General features: G+C 73.8%; 15 protein-coding genes. 12 read left to right on the forward strand and 3 right to left on the reverse strand.

Annotated elements, in window-relative coordinates; translation table 11 throughout:
* Nucleotides 1-61: 61 nt before the first annotated feature.
* The 8 genes from NJC10_RS01590 to NJC10_RS01625 all read left to right on the forward strand — a co-directional run bounded on the left by NJC10_RS01590 (nucleotide 62) and on the right by NJC10_RS01625 (nucleotide 9142).
* Complete coding sequence (locus NJC10_RS01590) at nucleotides 62-826, forward strand: YebC/PmpR family DNA-binding transcriptional regulator (protein ID WP_248115628.1); 765 nt, start codon at nucleotides 62-64, stop codon at nucleotides 824-826.
* 11 nt (nucleotides 827-837) lie between these two features.
* Complete coding sequence (gene ruvC, locus NJC10_RS01595; RefSeq protein ID WP_248115627.1) at nucleotides 838-1503, forward strand: crossover junction endodeoxyribonuclease RuvC; 666 nt, start codon at nucleotides 838-840, stop codon at nucleotides 1501-1503.
* Nucleotides 1504-1598: 95 nt separating this feature from the next.
* On the forward strand, nucleotides 1599-2240 hold the full coding sequence (gene ruvA / locus NJC10_RS01600) for a Holliday junction branch migration protein RuvA (RefSeq protein WP_248115626.1): 642 nt from the start codon (nucleotides 1599-1601) through the stop codon (nucleotides 2238-2240).
* A gap of 17 nt (nucleotides 2241-2257) precedes the next feature.
* Nucleotides 2258-3259: a Holliday junction branch migration DNA helicase RuvB gene (ruvB, locus tag NJC10_RS01605; RefSeq protein WP_404465332.1), complete on the forward strand. Its 1002-nt coding sequence runs from the start codon at nucleotides 2258-2260 to the stop codon at nucleotides 3257-3259.
* Between the two features lie 66 nt (nucleotides 3260-3325).
* Nucleotides 3326-3817 carry a preprotein translocase subunit YajC gene (gene yajC / locus NJC10_RS01610; protein ID WP_248115624.1) on the forward strand — a complete coding sequence of 164 codons (492 nt, stop codon included), beginning with the start codon at nucleotides 3326-3328 and terminating at the stop codon, nucleotides 3815-3817.
* A gap of 58 nt (nucleotides 3818-3875) precedes the next feature.
* Nucleotides 3876-5660 (forward strand): protein translocase subunit SecD, encoded by a 1785-nt coding sequence (gene secD / locus NJC10_RS01615; protein WP_319074206.1) that lies wholly within the window; start codon nucleotides 3876-3878, stop codon nucleotides 5658-5660.
* Nucleotides 5657-6679, forward strand: a complete 1023-nt coding sequence (gene secF / locus NJC10_RS01620; RefSeq protein WP_298711141.1) for a protein translocase subunit SecF — start codon at nucleotides 5657-5659, stop codon at nucleotides 6677-6679. The genes secD and secF overlap by 4 nt, the downstream gene beginning before the upstream one ends.
* Before the next feature lie 138 nt (nucleotides 6680-6817).
* Nucleotides 6818-9142 carry a RelA/SpoT family protein gene (locus NJC10_RS01625; RefSeq protein WP_413466368.1) on the forward strand — a complete coding sequence of 775 codons (2325 nt, stop codon included), beginning with the start codon at nucleotides 6818-6820 and terminating at the stop codon, nucleotides 9140-9142.
* Nucleotides 9143-9149: 7 nt separating this feature from the next.
* Here NJC10_RS01625 and NJC10_RS01630 read toward each other — a convergent pair whose 3' ends face one another.
* Together NJC10_RS01630 and NJC10_RS01635 are read right to left on the reverse strand one after the other, a co-directional pair.
* Nucleotides 9150-9824, reverse strand: coding sequence for a hypothetical protein (locus NJC10_RS01630; RefSeq protein WP_319074208.1), 675 nt, complete (start codon nucleotides 9822-9824; stop codon nucleotides 9150-9152).
* A gap of 102 nt (nucleotides 9825-9926) precedes the next feature.
* Nucleotides 9927-11576, reverse strand: coding sequence for a DUF349 domain-containing protein (locus NJC10_RS01635; protein ID WP_319074209.1), 1650 nt, complete (start codon nucleotides 11574-11576; stop codon nucleotides 9927-9929).
* Between the two features lie 175 nt (nucleotides 11577-11751).
* Between NJC10_RS01635 and hisS the strand changes: the two genes are divergently transcribed.
* Both hisS and NJC10_RS01645 read left to right on the forward strand, forming a co-directional pair.
* Nucleotides 11752-13128 (forward strand): histidine--tRNA ligase, encoded by a 1377-nt coding sequence (hisS, locus tag NJC10_RS01640; protein WP_319074211.1) that lies wholly within the window; start codon nucleotides 11752-11754, stop codon nucleotides 13126-13128.
* 62 nt (nucleotides 13129-13190) lie between these two features.
* On the forward strand, nucleotides 13191-13463 hold the full coding sequence (locus NJC10_RS01645) for a hypothetical protein (protein ID WP_319074212.1): 273 nt from the start codon (nucleotides 13191-13193) through the stop codon (nucleotides 13461-13463).
* Between the two features lie 12 nt (nucleotides 13464-13475).
* On the opposite strand, the gene NJC10_RS01650 is transcribed toward NJC10_RS01645, so the two are convergent.
* Nucleotides 13476-14768 carry an APC family permease gene (locus NJC10_RS01650; protein ID WP_319074213.1) on the reverse strand — a complete coding sequence of 431 codons (1293 nt, stop codon included), beginning with the start codon at nucleotides 14766-14768 and terminating at the stop codon, nucleotides 13476-13478.
* A gap of 165 nt (nucleotides 14769-14933) precedes the next feature.
* Here NJC10_RS01650 and aspS point away from each other — a divergent pair, with 165 nt between their 5' ends.
* The gene (gene aspS / locus NJC10_RS01655) at nucleotides 14934-16805 is read left to right on the forward strand and encodes an aspartate--tRNA ligase (RefSeq protein ID WP_319074214.1); all 1872 of its coding nucleotides are present in this window, start codon (nucleotides 14934-14936) and stop codon (nucleotides 16803-16805) included.
* Nucleotides 16805-17026 (forward strand): hypothetical protein, encoded by a 222-nt coding sequence (locus NJC10_RS01660; protein WP_319074216.1) that lies wholly within the window; start codon nucleotides 16805-16807, stop codon nucleotides 17024-17026. Before aspS ends, NJC10_RS01660 begins: the two co-directional genes overlap by 1 nt.
* Nucleotides 17027-17029 lie beyond the last annotated feature (3 nt).

Below are 17029 nucleotides of genomic sequence, written 5' to 3' on the forward strand. Positions count from 1 at the left end.
GGGTGCGGGCCCGCTGGCTAGACTGGGCCGTCGAGCCAGCAGTCGAAGCCAGGAGGCGTGCATGTCCGGACATTCCAAGTGGGCCACCACCAAGCACAAGAAGGCCGTGATCGACCAGCGTCGCGCCAAGGCCTTCGCCAAGTACATCAAGGGCATCGAGGTCGCCGCCCGCGCCGGCGGCGCGGACATGTCCGGCAACCCGGCTCTGGACCTGGCCGTCAGCAAGGCCAAGAAGAACTCGGTCCCCAACGACAACATCGACCGCGCCATCAAGCGCGGCGCGGGCCTGACCGGCGAGGTCATCGACTACGTCGAGATCATGTACGAGGTGCGCGGCCCCCAGGGCTCCGCCCTGCTCGTGGAGTGCCTCACGGACAACAAGAACCGCGCCGCCTCTGAGGTGCGCGTGGCCGTGACCCGCAATGGCGGCACGATGGCCGACTCCGGCTCCGTCTCCTTCCTCTTCACGCGCAAGGGCGTCGTGCGCCTGCCGGCCGAGGGCAACACCGAGGACTCGCTCCTCGAGGCGATCCTCGAGGGCGGCGCGGACGCCGAGGAGGTCGTGGAGGCCGGGGAGGACTTCGAGATCGTCTCCGATCCCTCTGACCTGCGCGCGGTGGCCGAGGCGCTCGACGCCGCCTCGGTCGAGTACGAGACCGACGAGGTCGAGTTCATCCCCACCATGAAGGTGCAGCTGGAGGACGCCAAGGGCGCCGGCACCTTCCTGCGGCTCGTGGACGCGCTCGAGGAGCTCGACGACGTGCAGAACGTCTACTCGAACGTGGACATCGCCCCCGAGATCCTCGCCCAGCTGGACGAGGACTGAGCAGCACCGCCGTGACGCGGCCCGCCGAGGTCGTCCGCATCCTGGGGGTGGACCCCGGGCTCACCCGCTGCGGGATCGCCGTCGTGGACGTGGACGCCCGTCGTCGGGCCGCGCTCGTGCACGTGGAGGTCGTGGGCACCCCGCCCGGGACCTCCCTCGACCAGCGGCTGCTGCGGATCGACGAGGCCGTGACCCGCATCATGGCGTGCCACCGGCCCGACCGCGCCGCCGTGGAGCGCATGTTCGCCAACAACAACACGCCCACCGTGCTCGGCACGGCCCAGGCGGCCGGCGTGGCGATCGCGGCGGCGGCGCGCGCCGGGATCCCGGTGGGGCTGCACACCCCCTCGGAGGTGAAGGCGGCGGTGACCGGCCACGGCGACGCGGGCAAGGAGCAGGTCACCACGATGGTCACCCGCATCCTCCGGCTCGACGCCCCGCCGCGGCCGGCCGACGCCGCCGACGCCCTCGCGCTGGCCATCGCCCACGGCTGGCGCGGCACCGCCCTCGGCCACGCGGCCGGGCAGACCGGCATGGACACGGCCGACATGGCCTCGCGGGCGGGACGATCGCGCTCCGCGGCCCGGGTCCCCCTGCCGACGCGGGCCGGGGAGATGACGGCGGCGCAGCGGGCGTGGCTCGCCGCGGAGCGCTCGACGGGCGGCAGGCGCCGCTGACCCCGCGCCCTCGCCGGGGGCCGGGCGGATGCCGGGATCGCGGGACGTTCGATGATATGTTCGAATGCGTCCCCCTCGACGTCGGAAGGCCCAGCATGATCGCGTCCCTGAGCGGCACCGTGGAGCACGTGGCGCTGGATCGCGCCGTCATCGCGACCGGCGGCGTGGGCGTGCTCTTCCACTCCACCCCGCAGACCCTCGCCACCCTGCACGAGGGCCGCCCCGGCCACGTCCAGACGCACCTCGTGGTCAAGGAGGACGCGCTGACCCTCTACGGCTTCGCCGACCGCCATGAGCGCGAGGTGTTCGAGGTGCTGATCGGCGCCAACGGGGTGGGCCCGCGCCTGGCCCTGGCCATCCTCGCGGTGCACCACCCGGAGGCCGTGCGTCGCGCCGTCACAGAGGAGGACGAGAAGGCCCTCACGCGCGTGCCGGGCATCGGCCCGAAGATGGCGCGCAAGATCATCGTGGAGCTCTCCGGTCGGCTGGCCCCCACGGGGGAGCAGGTCCCGGAGGAGGACGCCCCCGCCGCCGAGGAGGCCGCCGCGACCGCGTGGCACGCCGACGTCGTCGCGGCCATGGCGGGCCTGGGCTGGTCCGAGAAGGAGGCCGAAAAGGCCGTGGCCGCCACCGTCGCCGCCCGGCCGGAGCTCGAGGACTCCCGCGACGTCGCCGCGCTGCTGCGCGCCACCCTGCGCGACGTCGGCACCGCCGGCGCCGCACGCGGGGGCCGGTGAGCATGGCCGAGCGGCCCATGACCGCCCCCGAGGCGGACGCGGAGGAGCGCCGGCTCGAGGCGGCGCTGCGGCCGAAGCACCTCGACGAGTTCGTGGGGCAGATGCGCGTGCGCGAGCAGCTGGACCTCATGCTGGCCTCGGCCCGGCTGCGAGACCGCGCGGCGGACCACGTGCTCCTCTCCGGCCCGCCCGGCCTCGGCAAGACCACGCTGGCCATGATCGTGGCGGCGGAGATGAACGCCCCGCTGCGCCTGTCCTCCGGCCCGGCCATCCAGCACGCCGGCGACCTCGCGGCCATCCTCTCCTCGCTCACCGAGGGGGAGGTGCTCTTCCTCGACGAGATCCACCGGATGTCCCGGCCGGCCGAGGAGATGCTCTACATGGCCATGGAGGACTTCCGCGTGGACATCGTGGTGGGCAAGGGCGCCGGCGCCACCTCGATCCCGCTCGAGCTGCCGCCCTTCACGCTCGTGGGCGCCACCACCCGCGCGGGCCTGCTGCCCAGCCCCCTGCGGGACCGGTTCGGCTTCACCGGCCACCTCGAGTTCTACGCGGAGGAGGAGCTGGAGCGCGTGCTGCGCCGCTCCGCCCTGCTGCTGGACATGCGCGTGGACACGGACGGCTACCGGCAGATCGCCTCCCGCTCGCGCGGCACCCCGCGCATCGCCAACCGGCTGCTGCGCCGCGTGCGGGACTGGGCGCTCGTGAAGGGCCTGGAGTCCGTGGACGCCGAGGCCGCCTCGGCCGCCCTCACCATGTACGAGGTGGACGCCCGCGGGCTGGACCGCCTCGACCGCGCGGTGCTCACCGCGCTGTGCACCACGTTCGGCGGGGGGCCGGTGGGCCTGTCCACCCTGGCCACCGCGGTGGGCGAGGAGATGGAGACCGTGGAGACGGTGGCCGAGCCCTTCCTCATCCGCGAGGGGATGGTGGCCCGCACGCCGCGTGGCCGCGTCGCGCTGGCTGGAGCGTGGGAGCACCTGGGGCTGACGGCGCCGGCAGCCCCCGGCTCCGCCTGAGCGGCCCGGGCGGGGACGGCCCCTAGACTGGCCCGGACCCCGACCTCGACTGACGGAGCCCGACGCATGTCCTCGCTCGACCACGCCCTCCCCGCCCTCGCCCCCGCGGCGGCCGCACAGCCCGCCGGCGGCGGCTCCAGCATGTTCATGCTGCTCATGTTCGCGGCCCTGGCCGTGCTCATGTTCATCTCCATGCGCCGCGCGAAGAAGGTGCAGACGCAGCAGGCGGAGATGCGCCGCGGCCTCACCCCGGGCCAGGAGGTCATGACCACCTCCGGCATCTTCGGCCGCGTGGTGCGCCTCGACGAGTCCGAGCAGCGCGCGACCCTCGAGGTCGCCCCCGGGATCCGCATGGACTTCCACCTCCAGGGCATCGCCAGCGTCGTGGAGCCCACCGGCGTCGACGCCGCGGCCGACGGTCCCGTCCTCGCCGAGCCGACCGCCGCGCCGACCACCGACCCGCGCGTCGCTCCGGAGAGTGCTGCGTCCGGCTCCACGGCGGCCGACGTCGTGGACCCCGGCCACGAGGGCACCGCCCCGCGGACCGACCGCCCCTGAGACCCACCCGGCGGCCCGGTCACGGGCCGCCCCCGACGCGGACGGAAGCACCTGAAGCATGGCGAAGACATCCCCCACCGGCTCAGTCGCGCGCACCCTGGCCTGGCTGGCCGCCCTGATCGTGGCGCTCACGGCGATCCTCGGCTTCGGCGTCGCCTCCGGCCAGGCGAGCTGGGCCCCGAAGCTGGCCCTGGACCTCGAGGGCGGCACGCAGATGGTGCTGGCCCCGCAGACCGCCTCCGGTGAGGAGGCCACCCCCGAGCAGCTCCAGCAGGCGGTGGAGATCATCCGCCAGCGCGTGGACGGCTCCGGCGTGGCCGAGGCCGAGGTGGCCACCCAGGGCGCCGAGAACGTCGTGGTCTCCCTCCCCGGCGTGCCCGACGACGAGACGCGCCGCCTCATCCAGGCCTCGGCGGACATGGTGTTCCGCCCCGTGCTGCAGGCCGCCCCCGGCGAGGCCACCCCCGAGGACCAGCTCATTCCCGCCGACCAGTTCCCGAAGCCCACCGCGGAGCCGACGGACGCCTACGACCCGAACCGGCTGACGCCCGAGCTCGCCGACGAGTTCCAGCGCGCGGACTGCACCGTGCCCCGCGATCCCTCCGCCCCGGCCCAGCCCGCGGACCAGGCGATCGTGGCGTGCCAGCCGGCGGAGGAGACGGACGGCGGCATCGTCTCCCCGTCCGTGAAGTACCTCCTGGGCCCCGTGGTCATCCCTGGCACCCAGATCGACGGCGCCACCAACGGCATGGCCCAGGCGACGGGCGGCGTGTCCACGAACCAGTGGGTCGTGAACATCGACTTCGACGCCGAGGGCGCCAAGACCTTCGCCGAGGTCACGCAGCGCCTGACCCCGTACCCGGAGGGCGACCCGCGCAAGCAGTTCGCCATGGTCCTGGACGGCGAGGTCATCTCCGCGCCGCAGTCCAACGGCGTCATCACCAACGGCAGCGCGCAGATCAGCGGCGGCAGCATGACGGAGGAGTCCACCGCTCAGCTCGCCGAGCAGCTCAGCTACGGCTCACTGCCCATCTCCTTCTCCATCGAGTCCGAACAGCAGATCTCCGCCACCCTCGGCCAGGACCAGCTCTTCTGGGGCCTGATCGCGGGCCTCATCGGCCTCGCCCTGGTGGCCGTCTACCAGCTCTTCCAGTACCGCGCCCTCGGCCTGCTGACGTTCGCCTCGATCGTGGTGGCCGGACTCCTGACCTACCTCGCCATCGCCATCCTCGGCTGGACGGACAACTACCGCCTCTCCCTGGCCGGCATCGCGGGCCTGATCGTGGCGATCGGCCTCACGGCCGACTCGTTCATCGTCTACTTCGAGCGCATCAAGGACGAGTTGCGCGCGGGCCGCACCGTGGACGTCGCCGTCCACGAGGGCTGGAAGCGCGCCAAGCGCACCATCGCCGCGTCGAAGGCCGTGAACCTGCTCGCCGCCGTCGTGCTCTACTTCGTAGCCGTGGGCAACGTCCGCGGCTTCGCCTTCACCCTGGGCCTCACCGCGATCGCCGACCTCATCGTGGTCTTCTGGTTCACCCACCCGATCATGCAGCTGCTCGCGCAGACCCGCTTCGTCGGCGGCGGGCACCGCATGTCCGGGCTGGACCCCTCGCTGCTGGGGGAGGAGCCGGCGCTGTACCAGGGCGCGGGCCGCCTTCGGGAGCCCCGGGTCGCCGCGCCGGGAACCCCCGCCGAGGAGGACGGCGCCCCCGCCTCGGGCGCGCACGCCGCCGCGTCCGTCCTCGCCGGCCCGTCCCGCGGGCGCCGCGGGGCGGCCCCCATGACCATCGCCGAACGCCGGCGCGCCGAGCGCGCCGCCGCACAGGAGGACACGCCGTGAACCGCTTCGCAGCCTGGGGCAACGACCTCTACTCGGGGCGGACCTCCTACCCCTTCGTCCAGCGCTGGGGGCGCTGGTTCGCCCTCGCCGGGATCCTCCTGGCCCTCGCCGCGGGCCTGACCGCGCTGCGCGGCGGGTACAACCTCGGCATCGAGTTCAAGGGCGGCTCGGAGTTCACCGTCTCCTCCGCCCAGTCCACGGACGTGGAGCCCGGACGGCAGGCCGTCGCCGACGTGGTGCCGGACTCGGACCCCACGGTCACCGACATCGCGCCCGGCACCATGCGCGTGCAGACCGAACAGCTCGACGACGCGCAGACCCGCCAGGTGGCCGAGAACCTCCAGGGCGCCTACGGGGTGGGACAGGACCAGGTCACCTCCACGTTCGTCGGCCCGACTTGGGGCCAGGCGGTCTCCCAGCAGGCGCTCATCGGCCTGATCGTGTTCGTGGTGTTGGTGACCCTGTTCATGGCCCTGTACTTCCGCACGTGGAAGATGTCGCTCGCCGCCGTGCTGGGCATGCTGTACGTGGTGGCCCTGACCGCCGGGATCTACGGGGCGACGGGGTTCGAGGTGACGCCCTCGGCGATCATCGGCTTCCTCACGATCCTCTCCTACGCGCTCTACGACACCGTGGTGGTCTTCGACAAGATCCGCGAGAACACGGCCACGGACCACGAGGACCCCCGCCGCACGTTCGCGCAGAACGTGAACCTGGCCGTGAACCAGACGCTCGTCCGCTCCATCACCACCTCGATCGTCGGCATCCTGCCCGTGGGCTCCATCCTGTTCATCGGCGCCGGACTGCTCGGGGCCGGCACGTTGCGGGACATCGCCCTGGCCCTGTTCGTGGGCATCATCGTGGGCACGCTCTCCACGCTCTTCATCCAGGCCCCGCTGTACGCGCTCCTGCGCCGCGGCGACGCGGACGTGCGGGCGCACGACGCGCGGGTGGGCGAGCTCTCCGCCGCCCGCGGCGCGGACGGCGAGGACGGTGAGGGGCGCGTCCCGGCGGTCTGATCCGCTGACGGCGACCCGGGCGGGGGCGGGCGGGGGCGGGCGGGCACGGCGACGTGCCCCCCCGCCCCCGTCCTTCTGCCCGGGGTAGACTCGCCCATCATCCGCGGGCCGGGCCCGGTATCCGAAGGAGTCGCCGCCATGAGCGAGCAGCACCAGCACCCCGCCCCGGCCGGCCCGCCCCCGGCGCCGCAGACACCGCCCGCCGCGGCGCGGCCCCGCGGCCGCATGGCCCGCCTCACCGGCCGCCACGCCACCGAGTACTCGCCGCTGCTCGAGCCGCTCATGCGCACCGTGCGCCAGCGCGCCACCCGCGCCGAGCTCATGGAGATCGTGCGCGCCTTCGAGGTCGCGCAGCGCTGCCATGCGGGGCAGATGCGCCGTTCGGGGGACCCCTACATCACGCACCCCGTGGCCGTGGCCACCATCCTCGCCGAGATCGGCGTCACCGGCCCCACGCTCCTGGCGGCCCTGCTGCACGACACCGTGGAGGACACCGACTACTCGCTCGAGCAGCTGCGCCGGGACTTCGGCCCCGAGGTCGCGCTGCTCGTGGACGGCGTCACGAAGCTGGACAAGGTGACCTACGGGGCCGCCGCGCAGGCCGAGACCGTCCGCAAGATGGTCATCGCCATGGCGCAGGACGTGAACGTGCTGCTCATCAAGCTCGCGGACCGCCTGCACAACGCCCGCACATGGCGCTACGTCTCACCCGCCTCGAGTGCCAAGAAGGCGCGGGAGACCCTGGACATCTACGCCCCGCTCGCGCACCGGCTCGGCATGAACACGGTGAAGTGGGAGCTCGAGGACCTCGCGTTCGCGGCTCTGAAGCCCAAGGTCTACGCGGAGCTCGTGCGCCTCGTGGGCGACCGCAATCCGGAGCGGGAGAAGCATCTCCAGTCCCTGCGCGGCGTGATCGAGGAGCAGCTGCGCGAGCAGCGCATCCGGGCCACCGTCACCGGGCGCCCCAAGCACTACTACTCGATCTACCAGAAGATGATCACGCGCGGGAAGGACTTCGACCAGATCCACGACCTCACGGGCATCCGCATCATCGTGGACACCGTGCGGGACTGCTACGCGGTGCTGGGCGTGATCCATGCGCGGTGGAACCCGATCCCGGGCCGGTTCAAGGACTACATCGCCGTCCCGAAGCTCAACATGTACCGCTCCCTCCACACCACCGTCATCGGCCCCGACGGCAAGCCCGTGGAGATCCAGATCCGCACGCTGGAGATGCACCGCCAGGCCGAGTACGGCGTGGCCGCGCACTGGAGGTACAAGGCCGGGGCGGCTGCGGCTGCCCAGGCCCCCGCGCAGGCCACGCCCGCGTGGCTGCGCTCCGTCATGGACTGGCAGAAGGACACGCGGGACCCGGACGAGTTCCTCTCCGCGCTGCGCACCCAGATCGGCGCCGACGAGGTCTACGTGTTCACGCCCAAGGGCGAGATCCGCTCCCTCCCGGCCGGGTCCACGCCGGTGGACTTCGCGTACGCCATCCACACCGACGTCGGCCACCGCACCATCGGCGCGCGCGTGAACGGCAAGCTCGTGCCGCTCTCCACCCCGCTCAGCCACGGGGACACCGTGGAGGTGTTCACCTCCAAGGCCGAGGACGCCGGCCCGAGCCGGGATTGGATGGGGTTCGTGGTCTCGCCGCGGGCCAGGTCCAAGATCCGCCACCACTTCGCCACCCAGCGCCGCGACGAGCAGGCCGAGCGCGGCCGCGAGGCCCTCACCCGACGCATGCGTCGGGCCGGCCTTGCCGTGCAGAAGGTGCTCGGCGGCGAGGAGATCGTCGGGGTCGCGGAGGAGATGGGCTACGCCGACCTGGACGGCCTCTTCGCCGCGGTGGGCGACGGGCATGTCTCCGCGCAGGCCGTGTGCGAGCGGCTCGAGGAGCGCCTGGCCCCGCCCGCACCCCCCGCCGCGGAGCCGACCGCGGAGCTCCCCGTGGGCGAGGTCGACCTCGCAGCGCTCGTCCCCGCGCAGACGCGCCGCACCCCGAAGCGTGCCACCAACGACGCCGGCGTGCTCGTGGCCGGCGACGGCGGGGTGCTGGCGAAGCTGGCGCGGTGCTGCAACCCCGTTCCCCCGGACGAGGTGGACGGATTCGTCACGCGCGGCTCTGGCGTCTCCGTGCACCGGGCCGACTGCCGCAACCTGGCGACCATGCTGGGGCAGGAGCCCGAGCGCCGGGTGCCCGTGGAGTGGGCGCCTTCGCGGGACACCGTCTACCTCGTGGAGATCCAGGTGGAGGCGCTCGACCGCACGTCCCTGCTCTCGGACGTCACGCGTGTGCTCGCGGAGAACCACGTGAACATCCTCTCGGCGTCCGTGAACACCACGCGCGACCGCGTGGCCATGAGCCGGTTCGTCTTCGAGATGGGCGATCCCATGTACCTGAGCCACGTGGTCAACGCGGTGCGCCGGATCGACGGCGTGTTCGACGTCCACCGCACCTGAGCGCCCCTCACCCGGGCGCCTCCAGCGCAGTGAGCAGCGCCGCGAGGCGGGCCCGGGCGGCGACGACGCCCGCCCGCCGCGTGCGCCGAGCCAGTCGCTCGGTCAGCCCCGCCGTCCCGTGGCGGGCCATCACGTGCGCGGCGCGCCGCGCGTGGTCCGGGTCCCCGGTGAGCAGGAGGTCCTCCACGGTGCGGGCCGGCGTCGTCACGCGCGCCGGCCCGACCCGCATCACGTCCGCCTCGGCCTCGGCGTGCCCCTGCGGCCCCGCGGCCACGTCCGACTGCACGAGCGCCCACGGCAGGACCGTGCCGCCGGCGGGCAGGCGGTGGTAGTGCGCCACGGCCGCGTGGATCCGCGGGGGCGCCGGCCCGCCCGCGAGCACCCACGCCGCTGACGGGCCCACCGCCGTCCAGCCGGCCGCCAGGACGGGGCCGGCCAGGAGCCAGAGGGCGGCGGCCCGTGTCTCCGCGTCGCGGGCCGCGCGGGACCGGCAGTAGACGCCCGGGAGGACCCGATCGATGGCGCCGCGGTGCACGAGCGCCTGCAGCTCCGCGTCGGTGAAGTGCTCCCCGGCCACAACGAGGTCCGTCGCGAGCCCGCGGCGGGCCGACGTCGGGAGGGCAGTGGCCGGCGGTGCGGCCGTCGGCGGCGCGGCGGGCGCAGGGGCGGGGGAGGTGCTCATGGCACCGAAGCGTGCCAGAGACGCCGCACCCCCGTTCGGCACCTGTGGACAGGTGCCGAACGGGGGTGCGGGAGCCGGCGTTCGGGGGACGCCGCGGAGGAGTCAGCGCAGCTCGGAGGCCGCGGCCTCGAGGGCCTGCTTCCACTGCAGGCGGGCGTCGAGGGCCTCCTGGGCCTTCGCGATGCCGCGCTGGTCGCCCTTGGCCTTGGCCTTCTCCAGGTCCGTCTCGAGGCCGGCGATGGTCTCCTCGAGCTGCGTCAGGGCCGAGCTGGTGCGGGCCTTGGTCTCCGGATCGGTGCGGCGCCAGTGCTCGGACTCGGCCTCCTTGACGGCGTCCTCGAGCTTGCGGAAGCCCTCCTCCATGCGGCGCATGTCGCCCCGCGGCACCTTGCCGGCCTCCTCCCAGCGGCCCCGCAGCGCATTGAGCGCGGCGCGGCCCGCCTTGAGGTCGGTGACGGGGAGCATCTTCTGGCCGTCGGCCAGGATCTGCTCCTTGACCTTCAGGTTGGCGGCGTATTCACGGTCGACCTCGGCGTCCACGGCCTTGCGGGCCGCGAAGAACACGTCCTGTGCGGCGCGGAAGCGGGCCCACAGGGCGTCGTCCTCCTTGCGGGAGGCGCGGGGGGCCTTCTTCCACTCGTCCATGAGGTCGCGGTACTTGCCGGCCGTCACGCCCCAGTCTGTGGAGGAGGAGAGCTCCTCCGCGCGGGCGATCAGCTTCTCCTTGACCTGCTTGGCCTCGGAGCTCGCCGCGTCGAGGCGCGAGAAGTGGGCGCGGCGGGTCTTGTCGAACGTGGTGCGGGCGGCACGGAAGCGCTTCCACAGGCCGTCCTCCACCGACTTGGACAGGCGCGGGCCGGCCTTCTGCGCGGCCTTCCACTCGTCGAACAGCTCGGCCATGCGCGCGGAGGCCTGCTTCCACGGCATCCGCTCCGCGGCGGTGCCGGCGTAGCCCTCGGCCTCGGCCACGATCGCCTCGCGGGCGGCCAGCTGCTCCGCCTGGGCGGCCTGGCGGGCCTCCTGCTCCGCGGCGCGGTAGTCGCCCAGGAGGGTGTCGAGGGCGGCGAGGCGGGTGCGCAGCGCGGCCATGTCGCCCACCATGTGGCGCTCGTCCACGGCGGAGGTCATCTGGCCCAGGGCCTTGCCCAGCTCGCCCGAGGGGGCCCCGGCGGCGATGCGCTGCTGGAACAGGGCCATCTGCGCGCGCACGTCGTCGTACTTGCGCACGAAGTAGCTGAGCGCTTCCTCGGTGGAGGCCTCCGGCACCTGGCCGACCGCGACCTCGTCCTCGCCGTCCAGCAGCGTGACGTGGCCGTCCTCGCTCACGCGGGCGAAGCGGGCGGCCTCGGCGATCGGCGTGGGGGGCACGGCGGGCGCGACGACGGCCGGGGCCTTGGCGGCGCGCGCCGGCTTCACGGCGGCGGGAGTGGCGGGGGCCTTGGGCGCCGCGGGGCGCATCGCGGCGGGGGAGGCCGGACCGGGGCGGGCGGCGGGCGCGGCCTGCTCGGCGGACGACTCCGCCGGGGCCTCCGCGGTGTCCTCGGCCGGCGCGGTGCCGTGCTCGGAGGCGTCGGGCACCACCACGGCCAGCGGCTGGGCCTCCGCGGGCACGGGGGGCTCCTCGGCGCTGGCTTCCTCGGCAGGAACGGCGTCCTGGTTCGGGGCGTCCTGCTCGGGCAGGGCGGCGGTCGCCTCGGCCTCGTCCTCGAGGGCGGGGGACTGCTGGTCGTCGGGCTGCTGCTGGTGGGTCACCGCTGGAACTCTCCCTGGATGCGCCGACGCGCACGCGGGGCGCGGGCCGGTCGGGATGGACACGAACGTCCCCAGCGTACCGGCCGCGTCGGCGGCCCCGACTAGAATGGGCCGGTGCTCGGGCTCGGTGCTCCGTTCCCGCCACCGCCCCTCACCGTCGTCGCGAAGGATTCCCATGTCCCGCAAGGCCTCCCTCTCCGGTTTCCACGAGTGGCTCCCTGCCGAGCGCCTCGTGGAGCAGCACGTGCTGGACACCCTGCGCCGGACCTTCGAGCTCCACGGGTTCGCCGGCATCGAGACCCGCGCCGTCGAGACCCTGGGCCAGCTGCTGCGCAAGGGCGAGATCGACAAGGAGGTCTACGCCGTCTCCCGCCTCGCCGAGGACGCCGAGGGCACCTCGGCCAAGGATCCGAACGACCCGAAGCGCCTGGCGCTGCACTTCGACCTCACCGTTCCGTTCGCGCGCTACGTGGTGGAGAACGCCGGCCACCTGGCCTTCCCGTTCCGCCGCTTCCAGATGCAGAAGGTCTGGCGCGGCGAGCGCCCCCAGGAGGGTCGCGCCCGCGAGTTCACGCAGGCGGACATCGACGTCGTGGGCGACGGCGAGCTCTCCCCGCGCTACGACGCCGACGTCGCGCTCGTGATGGCCGAGGCGCTCGGGGCCCTGCCGATCGGCGACTTCCGCATCCGCGTGAACAACCGCAAGCTCGCCGAGGGCTTCTACCGCGGCATCGGGCTCACCGACGCCGCGGGCGTGCTCCGCTCCATCGACAAGCTGGAGAAGATCGGCCCCGACGAGGTCGCCCGCCTGCTGCAGGAGGAGCTCGGCGCCACCGAGGAGCAGGCGCGCCAGGCCCTCGAGCTGGCCGCGATCCGCACCGAGGACACCTCCTTCGTCGAGCAGGTCCGCGCCCTCGGCGTGGAGGACGAGCTGCTCGAGGAGGGCCTGGCCGAGCTGGCCGACGTCGTGGGCACGCTGCACCGCCGCGCCCCCGGGCGCGCCGTCGCGGACCTCTCGATCGCGCGCGGCCTCGACTACTACACCGGCACCGTCTACGAGACCGTGCTCGTGGGCCACGAGCAGCTCGGCTCGATCTGCTCGGGCGGCCGCTACGACGCGCTGGCGTCGAAGGGGAACCGCGTCTTCCCGGGCGTGGGCCTCTCCATCGGCGTGACGCGCCTCGTGATGCGCATGCTCTCGCAGGAGATGGCCGTGGCCTCACGCTCCGTGCCGACCGCCGTGTACGTCGCGCTCACCCAGGACGCGGACTGGTCGGAGGCGCAGGACGTGGCCGCGCTGCTGCGCGAGCGGGGCATCCCGGCCGAGGTTGCCGTGAGCGCGGAGAAGTTCGGCAAACAGATCAAGTACGCCGACCGCCGCGGCATCCCCTACGTGTGGTTCATGGGTCGCGACGACGCCGGCACCCGCACCCACGAGGTCAAGGACATCCGCTCCGGCGAGCAGACCGCGGCCGACCCGGCCGACTGGACCCTGCCCACCGAGGACCTGCTGCCGCAGATCACGCGCGCGGAGGACGTCGACCCCGCCTGACCGATGCCCGTCCGACCCGCCTGTCCGTGAGGCGGGTCATGGCCGACGCCGAGGATGCCACCATGGAGCTGCCCACCGCCGTCCTGACCCTCCTCACCGCCGGGGAGCCGAACCCGCTGGTCCCGCAGCCGTACGAGATCACCGTGCTGGTGCTCGGCGGGCTGCTGGTGGCCCTGGCGGTGGCCGCCGTCGTCCTGCTGGCCCGCACGCCCATGGACCCGTTCTGGCGCCTGCTGTGGCTCGTGGTGACGCTGGCGGTGCCGCTCTTGGGCCCGGTGGCCGGCATCGCCGCGGCTCGCCAGGAGCGTCGTCGCCGACGGCCCGCATCGGCCTGACGGCCTCCGGCCTCAGCGCGGGGGCCGGTCCCGCCCGGCCAGCACGAAGGCGCGTCCGCCCACGCCGATGAGGAAGACCGCGAGCATCGCCACCACGGACAGAGGCGGCAGGGTGAACGCCAGGACCAGGCACAGCACGAGGCCCAGCACGTTCACGGCCCGCGGGACCCGCAGCGGGCGGGGGAGCGCGGCGTCCCTGCCGTCCTCGCCGCCGCGCAGGGTGAGCGCCGCGAGGTTGGCCACGGCGTAGTAGACCAACACGCCGAAGGAGCTGAAGCCCACCACGGTGAGGATGTCGGTGGTGAGCACCAGCAGGATCACGGCCATCGCGACGGCCAGCTGGCCGACCCACGGCGTGCCGGTGCGCTCGTGCACGCGGGCCAGCGGCCGCGGCAGGTCGGACTCCCGGGCCATCGCCAGGGCCGTGCGGGAGATGCCGGTGAGCAGGTTGAGCATCGCGCCCGCGCTGGCCAGGCCGGCGGCGACGAGGGCGAGCCAGCCCCATCCGGAGCCCAGGGTGACCTCGAGTGCCTCGCGCACGGGCGCCGGGGAGAGCGCCAGGCCCCTCGGGCCGAGCGCGGCGAGGAGCCCGAGCGTCACGAGCGTGTAGAGGCCGACGGTCAGGCCCAGGGCGATCAGGATGGCCCGCGGGATGGTCTGCCGCGGGTCGATGACCTCCTCTCCCATCGTCGCCACGCGGGCGTAGCCGGCGAACGCGAAGAACAGCACGCCCGCGCCCATGAGCACGCCCGCCATGGGGGCGTCCCCGAGGCCGCCCGCCACGTCGCCCGCGCCGCGATCGCCGAGGGCCAGCCCGGCCGCCGTCGTGAGGGCGAGCACCGCCACCACGGGCACGAGGATGGCCATGGTGGCCTGCGCGGTGCGGGTCACGCCCGCCATGGCCACGCCCGTGAGGACGACGACGGCGGCCACGCCCGCCAGGCGCGCGGCCAGGGGCTGGTCCGGGAAGAGGTAGAGGCCGACCGTCGTCGCCATGGCGGCCACCGAGGCCGTCTTGCCCGTGACGAAGCCCCAGCCGGCGAGGAAGCCGGCGAGGGGGTGCAGCTGCCGGCGGCCGTACACGTAGGTGCCGCCGGACTGGGGGTGCACCGTGGCCAGCTGGGCGGTGGAGAGCGCGTTGCACAGCGCGGTGAGCACGGCCAGGCCGAGTGCCGCGAAGAGCAGCCCCGGATGCCCGCCCGTGAGGGCGGCCGCGAGGCCGATGGCGGTGAAGACGCCCGCACCGATCATGGAGCCGAGGCCGATGGCGATGGCATGGGGCAGGGTCAGGCGGCGCTGCAGCACGGGGCCTCCTGGTCAGAGGGGACGGTGGTGGCCTGGCGCCGGCGGGCGGCCAGTAGACTCGCGTGCGACGGTCCGCGCGCGTGTCCCCCAGGGATACCACGGCGGACCGACCATCACATGAACCCCGCACCTCGTCCGGCGGACACCGGACGGAGAGGACACCCCGTGCTGCGCACCCACCACCTCGGCGAGCTCAACGCCTCGCTCATCGGCCAGACCGTCACCGTCACCGGCTGGGTGGCGAAGCGGCGTGACCACGGCGGCGTGGCCTTCGTGGACCTGCGCGACGCGTCCGGCCGCGCCCAGGTCGTGGTGCGGGACGAGGCCGACTTCGACCCGCTGCGCAACGAGTGGGTCCTGCAGGTCACCGGCACCGTGGAGCGCCGCCCCGAGGGCAACGAGAACGCGAACCTCGCCTCGGGCGAGGTCGAGCTGATCGCCGAGGACGTCACCGTGCTCAACACCGCGGCCGCCCTGCCGTTCCAGGTGGACGAGCACGTGGAGGTCGGCGAGGAGGCGCGCCTGCGCCACCGCTACCTCGACCTGCGCCGCCCGCAGCCGAGCCGCATCATGCGCCTGCGCTCCGAGGCCAACCGCACGGCCCGCGAGCTGCTGCACGGCGAGGGCTTCACCGAGGTGGAGACCCCCACGCTGACCCGCTCGACGCCGGAGGGCGCCCGCGACTTCCTCGTCCCCGCCCGCCTCGCGCCCGGCTCCTGGTACGCCCTGCCCCAGTCCCCGCAGCTGTTCAAGCAGCTGCTGCAGGTCGGCGGGATCGAGAAGTACTACCAGATCGCCCGCTGCTACCGCGACGAGGACTTCCGCGCCGACCGCCAGCCCGAGTTCACCCAGCTGGACATCGAGGCCTCGTTCGTGGAGCAGGACGACGTCATCGCCCTCGGCGAGAAGATCGTGCAGGCCCTGTGGGGCCTCGTGGGCGTCGAGGTCCAGACCCCGATCCGCCGCATGACGTACGCCGAGGCCATGGAGAAGTACGGCTCGGACAAGCCGGACCTGCGCTTCGGCCTCGAGCTGACCGACCTCACCGCGTACTTCAAGGACACCCCCTTCCGCGTGTTCCAGAACGAGTACGTGGGCGCCGTCGTCATGCCGGGCGGGGCCTCCCAGCCGCGCCGCACCCTGGACGCCTGGCAGGAGTGGGCCAAGCAGCGCGGTGCCAAGGGCCTGGCCTACGTGCTCGTCCAGGAGGACGGCTCGCTGACCGGCCCGGTCTCCAAGAACATCACCGACGAGGAGAAGGCCGGCCTTGCCGCCGCCGTCGGGGCCGAGCCCGGCGACTGCGTGTTCTTCGCCGCCGGCTCCGCCAAGGAGGCCCGCGCGCTGCTCGGCGCGGCCCGCGTGGAGATCGGCCGCCGCTGCGAGCTCTTCACGGACGCCGGCAACGGCATCGAGGCCAAGGACGCCGACTGGGCGTTCGTGTGGGTCGTCGACGCCCCCATGTTCGAGCCCGCCGCCGACGCGGTCGCCTCGGGCGACGTGGCCGTGGGCTCCGGCACGTGGACCGCCGTGCACCACGCGTTCACCTCGCCCAAGCCCGAGTTCGCCGACACCTTCGACACCGATCCGGGCTCGGCCCTGGCCTACGCGTACGACATCGTGTGCAACGGCAACGAGATCGGCGGCGGCTCCATCCGCATCCACCGCCAGGAGATGCAGGAGCGCGTCTTCGAGGTCATGGGCCTGTCCCAGGAGGAGGCGAACGAGAAGTTCGGCTTCCTGCTCGAGGGCTTCAAGTACGGCGCCCCGCCGCACGGCGGCATCGCGTTCGGCTGGGACCGCGTGGTGGCCCTGCTGGCCGGTACCGACTCCATCCGCGAGGTCATCGCCTTCCCGAAGACCGGCGGCGGCTACGACCCGCTGACCGCCGCCCCGGCGCCGATCACGCCGCAGCAGCGCAAGGAGGCCGGCGTGGACGCGACGCCGGAGCCCACGAAGGGCGCGGGGGAGAAGACCGCCGAGGCCCAGGCGAAGCAGAACGACGAGCGGACCGCGGCGGACGAGGCGCAGCTGCGCTGATGCCGGATCGGCCCGAGCACCGCGCGTCGGCGGGGTCCGAAGGGGTCCCGCCGACGTCGGTGCGCCTGCTGCCCACGCTCCTGGCCACCTTCATGACGTCGATGCTCATCGACGTCGCCACGGACTGGCCCTGGTGGGTCCGCTGGATCCTCGCGCTGGGCGTGGGGCTGGCCGTCGGCGTCGTGGCGGTCGCGGTGTGGGCGCGCCGCCGACGCGGCTGACCT

The sequence above is a fragment of the Micrococcus sp. M4NT genome, assembly GCF_033790745.1.
GTDB lineage: Bacteria > Actinomycetota > Actinomycetes > Actinomycetales > Micrococcaceae > Micrococcus.

Excerpts from the sequence above, each read along its gene's own strand:
- secD (WP_319074206.1), top strand. The coding sequence starts at position 3,876 with ATGGCGAAGACATCCCCCACCGGCTCAGTCGCGCGCACCCTGGCCTGG.
- ruvA (WP_248115626.1), top strand. The coding sequence starts at position 1,599 with ATGATCGCGTCCCTGAGCGGCACCGTGGAGCACGTGGCGCTGGATCGC.
- yajC (WP_248115624.1), top strand. The coding sequence starts at position 3,326 with ATGTCCTCGCTCGACCACGCCCTCCCCGCCCTCGCCCCCGCGGCGGCC.
- NJC10_RS01625 (WP_413466368.1), top strand. The coding sequence starts at position 6,818 with ATGAGCGAGCAGCACCAGCACCCCGCCCCGGCCGGCCCGCCCCCGGCG.
- NJC10_RS01645 (WP_319074212.1), top strand. The coding sequence starts at position 13,191 with ATGGAGCTGCCCACCGCCGTCCTGACCCTCCTCACCGCCGGGGAGCCG.
- NJC10_RS01630 (WP_319074208.1), bottom strand. The coding sequence starts at position 9,824 with ATGAGCACCTCCCCCGCCCCTGCGCCCGCCGCGCCGCCGACGGCCGCA.
- NJC10_RS01590 (WP_248115628.1), top strand. The coding sequence starts at position 62 with ATGTCCGGACATTCCAAGTGGGCCACCACCAAGCACAAGAAGGCCGTG.
- ruvB (WP_404465332.1), top strand. The coding sequence starts at position 2,258 with ATGACCGCCCCCGAGGCGGACGCGGAGGAGCGCCGGCTCGAGGCGGCG.
- NJC10_RS01660 (WP_319074216.1), top strand. The coding sequence starts at position 16,805 with ATGCCGGATCGGCCCGAGCACCGCGCGTCGGCGGGGTCCGAAGGGGTC.
- hisS (WP_319074211.1), top strand. The coding sequence starts at position 11,752 with ATGTCCCGCAAGGCCTCCCTCTCCGGTTTCCACGAGTGGCTCCCTGCC.